6 protein-coding genes are annotated in these 7,752 nt (G+C 61.2%); 5 read left to right on the top strand and 1 reads right to left on the bottom strand.

The features are described 5' to 3' along the window. Nucleotides 1-685, top strand: a 685-nt coding sequence (locus RI563_RS04850; protein ID WP_310693224.1) for a lysophospholipid acyltransferase family protein, incomplete at its 5' end; no start/stop codon positions are given. Between the two features lie 188 nt (nt 686-873). Here the strand turns inward: RI563_RS04850 and RI563_RS04845 are convergent. Further along, a complete protein-coding gene (locus RI563_RS04845) occupies nt 874-1,749 on the bottom strand; it encodes a fructosamine kinase family protein (protein ID WP_310693223.1) in 876 nt (291 codons plus the stop codon). Nucleotides 1,750-1,825: 76 nt separating this feature from the next. Between RI563_RS04845 and RI563_RS04840 the strand changes: the two genes are divergently transcribed. The 4 genes from RI563_RS04840 to RI563_RS04825 all read left to right on the top strand — a co-directional run bounded on the left by RI563_RS04840 (nt 1,826) and on the right by RI563_RS04825 (nt 7,723). Continuing rightward, a complete protein-coding gene (locus RI563_RS04840) occupies nt 1,826-2,383 on the top strand; it encodes a pyridoxamine 5'-phosphate oxidase family protein (protein ID WP_310693222.1) in 558 nt (185 codons plus the stop codon). Between the two features lie 380 nt (nt 2,384-2,763). Then, on the top strand, nt 2,764-4,968 hold the full coding sequence (locus RI563_RS04835) for a primosomal protein N' (RefSeq protein ID WP_310693221.1): 2,205 nt from the start codon (nt 2,764-2,766) through the stop codon (nt 4,966-4,968). 290 nt (nt 4,969-5,258) lie between these two features. Continuing rightward, a complete protein-coding gene (argS, locus tag RI563_RS04830) occupies nt 5,259-7,019 on the top strand; it encodes an arginine--tRNA ligase (RefSeq protein WP_310693220.1) in 1,761 nt (586 codons plus the stop codon). A 53-nt stretch (nt 7,020-7,072) separates the two neighbouring features. After that, nucleotides 7,073-7,723, top strand: coding sequence for an SPOR domain-containing protein (locus tag RI563_RS04825; protein WP_310693219.1), 651 nt, complete (start codon nt 7,073-7,075; stop codon nt 7,721-7,723). The last annotated feature ends 29 nt before the right edge of the window (nt 7,724-7,752 follow it).

Genomic DNA, 7,752 nt, shown 5'->3' with positions numbered 1-7,752 from the left:
CAGCCTGATTGCCACGGCCCAGACGCTGCTCGAATCCTTTCGCCTGTGGCACGGTCCCGCCGATCGGATCATCAAGCTGGTGCGCCGCGTCGAAGGGGAGCAAGCGTTGCGCACCGCGCTGGTCAAACAACAGGGCGTGGTACTGCTGGTACCGCATCTGGGCAACTGGGAGATGATTGGCCTGTACTGCTCCCGCCACTATCCCATCACCAGTCTCTATCGCACCCAGCGCTCGGCCTGGTTCGATGATTTTATTCTGCGCGGCCGCCAGCGCTTCGGCGCCGAACTGGTCACCACCACCTCACGCGGGGTTCGCGCCGCGGTGCGGGCGCTGAAAAAGCAGCGGATTCTCGGCATCCTGCCGGATCAAAACCCCGGCGCCGGGACCGGCGTGGTAGTTCCGTTTTTCGGCATCCCCACCAACACCCCGGTACTCCCCGCACGCCTTGCCCACCAGCATAACGCGCCCGTCATTTGCGCCTGGGCCGAACGCCTGCCCCGTTCGCGCGGCTTTGTCATTCACTTCGAACCGCTGGACGAGGCCATCGGCGGTGCCGATCCCGAACAGGCCACTGCACTGATGAACCGCGAACTGGAGCGCATCATCCGCCACAAACCCGAACAATACTGGTGGAGCCACCCGCGCTTTCGCCACCGCCCCGAAGGCGAAGAACCGATTTATTAGCTGACTCTCTGGGAATTATCGCGGAGGTCGCAGAGGCGCGGAGACGCAGAGGAGTAATTGAATTATTAATCCGCCCTTGAGTTATAACCAGATATTAAGTGCAAGGCACTCCTGTTTGAGGATGCAATATAGTGTTCTTTTCTCCGCGCCTCTGCGCCTCCGCGTCCTCTGCGTTTATTCACACCGCCCTATCTGACTTCACTAAGCAGCTGGTCGATCATGCGCTGGGCCTGTGAGGCGTAGCCGCCGCCGAAGAGGTTGTAGTGGTTGAGGATGTGATAGAGGTTGTAGAAGGTTTTGCGGGTGGCGTAGCCGGGGTCGATGGGCCAGGCGGCGTCGTAGCCGCTGTAGAATGAACGCGAGAAGCCGCCGAACAGTTCGGTCATGGCCAGATCCGCCTCGCGATCGCCGAAGTAGACGGCCGGGTCGAAGATCACCGCCTCGCCGTCACGGGTGAAGGCGTAGTTGCCCGCCCAGAGATCGCCGTGCAGCACCGAGGCGGTCGGCTGGTAATCGGTGAAAAAATCGGCGACCCGTTCTTTGAGTTGCTGGCCGCGATCATACAGGGCGCTGCCGGCGCCGTTGCGGCGCGCCAGATCGAGCTGGAAACCGAGGCGTTGTTCCTGCCAGAAACGCACCCAGTCGTTATGCCAGCCATTGGGCTGGGGGGTGGAGCCGATGGTGTTGTCGCGATGCCAGCCAAACTGCTCGCGGGTGTAACGGTGCATCTGCGCCAGTTGCTCACCAAACCGCGACATATCACCGCTGCCGCCGGTCTCCAGATACTCCATCACCAGATAGGCCTGGCCGTCGCTGACGCCGGTGGTCACCGGTTGCGGCACCCGTACCGCATCGGCCTCACCCATCGCCTGCAGCCCTTCCGCCTCGGCCTCGAACATGTCGAGCAGATCGGCGCGGTTGAACTTGACGAAGTAATGGCGGCCGCCGCTGTCGATGCGACTGGCACTGCTGATGCAACCGCCGCCAATGCCACTCATATTATCGATGGTAAACGGTTCGCCCAGCGCCTCGCCAATCGCCCGGGCCAGCTTTTCCTGGTTCATAAACATCAATCCTGCTGCGTTAAAAGCCTGGGCGCATTACACTTGCAGTTCCAGTCGCACAGTGCAAGTTGCCAGAATGAAAGTCTTTGACCATATCAGTCCCGAGCTGGCCGAGTGGATCGGCCAGCAGCCGCTGTTTTTCAATGCCACCGCGCCGCTGGATGGTGAAGGGCATGTCAACCTGTCGCCGCGCGGACTCGACACCCTGCGGATGCTGGATCCCTACACGGTGGCCATTCTCGATCTGACCGGCAGCGGCAACGAAACCGCCGCGCATCTGAGCGAAAACGGGCGCATGACCCTGATGTTCTGTGCCTTCAGCGGTCCGCCGCGCATCCTGCGCCTGTACGGTCGGGGCGAAGTAATCCTGCCGGCCAGCCCCGACTGGAAGGAACTGCGCAACCGGTTCGATGCCAGCCTGCCCGGGGTGCGGCAAATCTTCCGCCTGCAGGTGGAGCGGGTGCAGACCTCCTGCGGCTACGGCGTACCGTTGATGGATCTGGTCGGCCAGCGGGAGGCGCTGATCCGCTGGACCGAAAAAAAGGGCCTGGAGGGAATTCGCACGTTCCGTGACGCGCATAACCGGCACAGCATCGACGGCCTGCCAGCCCCCGCGCTGGACGAATCCGAATGAGATTTTGTCCGGATCACGGGCTCTGGACGGCGCGGATCAGCAACGCTTCGCCTGACTTTATGCACAGGCCCTGAAATAACAACGTGTTAGGGCGAAGCGACCGTTAACCGACCGGGCCAAAAACTGCAAAAATAATATAAATTATTGATTTTGATTTAATTTTCCATGCGTACAAAATGTGCTCAATTTAACAATAGTGTAACAGTGCCGGGCAGTTGGCCCCGTTTACCCCATTTCATCCACACAGTTATCCACAGAAACTGTGGATAACAGCCATTCTTAAAACACCTCAAGCACTTAGGTGATTTAACCTAGAATTGATCTGAACGTATGCGGCTAACTGACATGTTTCCTCTCCCCGATCCGCCCACCCGACAGCCATGAGCGAATCGATCTTACAGATCGCCATTCCGACACCGCTGCGTCGCCATTTCGATTACCGGCCACCGACCGGGATCGATCCCGCCAGCCTGCAGCCGGGTGTCCGGGTTGAGGTCCCCTTTGGTCGCCGCAAGGTCATCGGCCTGCTACTGGACGTCGCAGAGCGGACCGACGTGCCTCGGCACAAGCTCAAACGGGCCACGGCCCTGCTCGATACCACGCCCGTGGTCAGTGGTGAACTGCTCGAGTTATTGAGCTGGGCCAGCCGCTATTATCAACACCCCATCGGCGAGGTGGTGCAGCACGCTCTGCCGGTCTTGCTGCGCCGCGAGGCGCAACCGGCCCGCCGCGGCAGCGAACACTGGCAGCTAACCCCGGACGGCCTCGCCGCCATGGAACAGACCCTGAAACGGGCCCCGAAACAGGCGGCCCTGCTGGCCAGCCTGCAGGCGCGGCCGGAAGGCGCCAACGCCGCCGAACTGGAAACCGAGCACGTCAACTGGCGGCCGGTGCTGAAAAAACTGATCGACAAAGGCTGGGTCGAAATGAGCCTGCGCGCCACCCTGCCCCCGCCGAGCGAACAGCGCCAGTCGGCCCCGACCCTGACCGGCGCGCAACACACCGCCGTGGAACAATTGCTGCAACAGCGCAACAGCTTTCACTGCACTTTGCTCGACGGCGTCACCGGCAGCGGCAAAACGGAAGTCTATCTGCAATTGATCGAACGGGTGCTCGCCGAGGGTCGCCAGGCACTCGTGCTGGTGCCGGAGATTGGCCTGACACCGCAACTGGTAGAACGCTTCCGCGCCCGCCTGAACACCCCCGTGGCGGTGCTGCATTCGGCGCTCAACGATCAGGAGCGCTATAACGCCTGGCTGGCGGCCCGCGAGGGCGAGGCGGGGGTGATCATCGGCACTCGCTCGGCACTGTTCTCGCCCCTGCCCAACCCGGGACTGATCATTATCGACGAGGAGCATGATCTCTCCTTCAAACAGCAGGACGGCTTTCGCTATTCGGCGCGGGATCTGGCGATTCTGCGCGCGCAAAAACTGAACATCCCCATCCTGCTCGGCTCGGCGACGCCGTCGCTGGAGACATTGCACAATGCGCGCCAGGGCCGTTACCACCATTTACATCTGCCCGAGCGGGCCGGCGCCGCCGTGTTTCCGCGCTTCTTGATTCAGGATGTACGCGGCCAGAAACTGGAGCATGGCCTTTCCGCCCAGTTGCTGGCGCGCATGCAACAGCATCTGGATCAGCACAGCCAGGTCCTGCTGTTTCTCAACCGCCGCGGCTTTGCGCCAGTGTTGATGTGCCATGAGTGTGGCTGGCATGCCCGTTGCGCCCGCTGCGATGCCCATCTGACCGTGCACCGGCGCCAGAATAAATTGCGCTGCCATCACTGCGGCAGCGAACAACCCCTGCCCGAGACCTGTCCCGAATGCCAGACCGGGGAACTGCTACACATGGGGCTTGGCACCGAGCGGGTCGAAACCGCCCTGCAGGAACAGTTCCCCGAAGCACGCGTCGTGCGCATCGATCGCGACACTACCCGCCGCAAGGGCGCACTGCAGGAGCTGCTGCGTCAGATTCACGCCGGCGAAGTCGATATCCTGCTCGGCACCCAGATGCTGGCCAAGGGGCATCACTTTCCCGACGTGACCCTGGTCGGCCTGCTGGATGCCGACTACGGTCTTTACAGCGCCGACTTTCGCGCCAGCGAACGCATGGGCCAGTTGATTTTGCAGGTGGCCGGGCGCGCCGGACGGGCCGAGCGCCCCGGCGAAGTAATGATCCAGACCCACCATCCCGACAATCCCCTGCTGGCGCAGCTGGCCGCCCACGACTATCCCGCCTTCGCCGAAACCCTGCTGCAGGAACGGGCCCAGGCCGAACTGCCCCCCTACGCCAGCCTGGCCCTGGTGCGTGCCGAAGCGCCCGATCCGCGCGCCGCGCTCGATTTTCTGCAGGCTGCCCGCGACAGTGCCGGCCCCACCGGCGCCGATCAACCGTTACTACTCGGCCCCGTGCCCTCCCCCATGGAACGCCGCGCCGGCCGCTACCGCGCCCAGCTGCTACTGCAGGCCACCGACCGCCAGACCCTGCAACGCTTCCTGCAACACTGGCTCGTCCGGATCGAACAACTCCCGGACAGCCGCCGGGTGCGGTGGTCGATTGATGTCGATCCGCTGGAGATGTTCTAGGAACAGGGGCTAGTTTCTAGGGACTAGGTCCTTGAAAAAGCCCTGAAATGTAGGCCCGATAAAGCGAAGCGGTATCGGGCATCTTCCCTTTCGCACGGATTGCCGGACACCGCTTCGCTATGTCCGGCCTACCGATGCCCCGGTGTCAGGCCCCAGGAAAAAAATCCTAGCACCTAGTAACTCGCCCCTAGCCCCTGTAAACCACCGGCCCGTTCACGCTAGGCGTGAACGGGCCGGTGGTTTACAATCGGCGCCCCAGTAACGACTTACGCAAGCGACTTGAATTTTTCATGAAAAACCAGCTTCAGGCCCTGATCGCGCAGGCCGTCGAGGCCCTGCGGGCCGACGGTACTTTACCCGCTGACGCCAATCCCGCCATCCAGATCGAGCGTACCCGCGATCCGTCCCACGGGGATCTGGCCTGTAATATCGCCATGCTCCTGGCCAAACCGGCGAAGGCGAAACCGCGGGATCTGGCCGAAAAAATTGTCGCCGCGCTGCCGGTCGACGCCAGTGTGACCAACGTGGAGATCGCCGGACCCGGGTTTATCAATTTCTTTTTGAGCGACGACGCTTTTCACGCGGTGATTCCGCAGATCCTCGAAGCCGGTGAAGCTTACGGCCACTCCACCGTCGGCAACGATAAACGGGTGCAGGTGGAGTTTGTTTCGGCCAATCCGACCGGACCGCTGCATGTGGGCCACGGTCGCGGCGCCGCCTATGGCGCGGCAGTCGCTGATCTGCTGGCCGCTGCCGGCTTTACCGTGCATCGCGAATACTATGTGAATGACGCCGGACGGCAGATGGACATCCTCGCCGTCAGTGTCTGGCTGCGCTATCTGGAGCTGGCCGGTGAGGAGCTGGAATTTCCCGCCAATGGCTACAAGGGCGATTATGTCTGGGATATCGCCGCCAGCTTGCATCGCGAACACGGCGATCGTTTTCGTCAGCCCTGGTCCATGATCAGCGCCGACCTGCCCGCCGATGAACCGCAAGGCGGCGACAAGGAGCTTTATATTGATGCGCTGATCGAACGCGCGCGTGGACTGCTGGGTGAGGATGAATACCGTTTCGTGTTCGACACCGGGCTCGATTACATCCTTGCGGACATTCGCGACGATCTGGCCCAGTTCGGTATCGCCTATGAAGAGTGGTTTTCCGAGCGCTCGCTGACCGAAACCGGTGCCGTGGACAGAGCCCTGCAACGTCTCAAAGACAGCGACCAGACTTATGAAAAAGAAGGTGCGCTGTGGTTTCGCTCTTCCGATTTCGGTGATGAGAAGGATCGGGTGCTGGTGCGCGACAACGGCCAGACCACCTACTTCGCCTCGGACATCGCCTATCACATGGACAAGCTGGAACGGGGCTTCGATCGGGTGATCGATGTGTGGGGCGCCGATCATCACGGCTATGTGCCGCGGGTGCGGGCCGCACTCAAGGCGCTGGGGGATGAACCGGACAAACTCGATGTCCTGCTGGTGCAGTTCGCCATTCTCTATCGCGGCGGTGAGAAGCTGCAGATGTCGACCCGCTCCGGCGAGTTCGTCACCCTGCGCCAGCTGCGCAAGGAAGTGGGCAGCGACGCGGCGCGCTTCTTTTATGTGATGCGCAAGTGCGAACAGCACATGGACTTCGATCTGGATCTGGCCAAATCCGAGTCCAAGGATAATCCTATTTATTACATCCAGTACGCCCACGCCCGCGTCTGCAGCGCGCTGCGCAAGCTGGAAGAAAAAGGCTGGCAATACGATCAGGATCTGGGTCTGCAGCAGCTGGCGCAGCTCACGACCGACCACGAGCTGTCGCTGTTGACCAGCCTGTCCCGTTACCCGGAAGTGATCGAAGCGGCGGCCCTGGCCCATGAGCCGCATCAGCTGTGCCATTATCTGCGCGAGCTGGCCAATGACTTCCATACCTATTATAACGAACACAAGATCCTGGTGGACGAGGCGCCCTTGCGTAATGCGCGGCTGGCACTGAGTCAGGCGACCCGTCAGGTGATCGCCAACGGTCTGGGTCTGCTGGGCGTTTCCGCGCCGCAGTCCATGTAGTGTTAACCGTGACGATGCTGTATCGCTCACACGTTCGGTGATAGGCTTCCCCTATGCCACGCGATTACGCCAAAACTCCGAAACCCAAACACCCGCACTCCCTGCCCGGCTGGGTATGGTTGCTGGGCGGATTGTTTATCGGCCTGTTTATTGCGCTGCTGGTCTATCTGGCCAATAACGCCGGCTCCGATCCCGACAAGAACATCAGCAGTTCGGTCAACGAGCTGATCGGTAAATTCAAGGACAGTCGCCAGGATACCCGCGATGTACGTCGTGACAACAGCCAGGCACCGCCATCGCCGGATGAACAGAAACAGGACGAAGACAAACCCCGGTTCGATTTTTATACCATTCTCCCGGAACTGGAAGTGGTTATACCCGAGCACGATCTGTTCGGCGACAAATCTGAAGAACCCGCGACCAAAACAGACAAGCCCGGCCAGCCCACCCCCCCGGCCGACGACAATACCCGCTATATCATTCAGGCCGGCTCGTTTCGCAACCCCGAACAGGCCGACCGCCTCAAGGCGCAACTGGCCCTGCACGGTATCGAGGCCTCGATACAGACGGTGAAGATCAATGATAACGATACCTGGCACCGTGTCCGGGTCGGCCCTATCAACGATCTTGCCACCGTCAACCAGACCCGCAAACGACTGCAGGACAACGACATCGCCACCATTGTGGTCAAGGAAAAAAGCTGAGCATTCCCTGCCGCCATGCCCTATGTGCT

The organism is Thiohalophilus sp., assembly GCF_031581315.1.
GTDB lineage: Bacteria > Pseudomonadota > Gammaproteobacteria > UBA6429 > Thiohalophilaceae > Thiohalophilus.
This window is presented reverse-complemented; position numbering and strand designations above follow the sequence as displayed.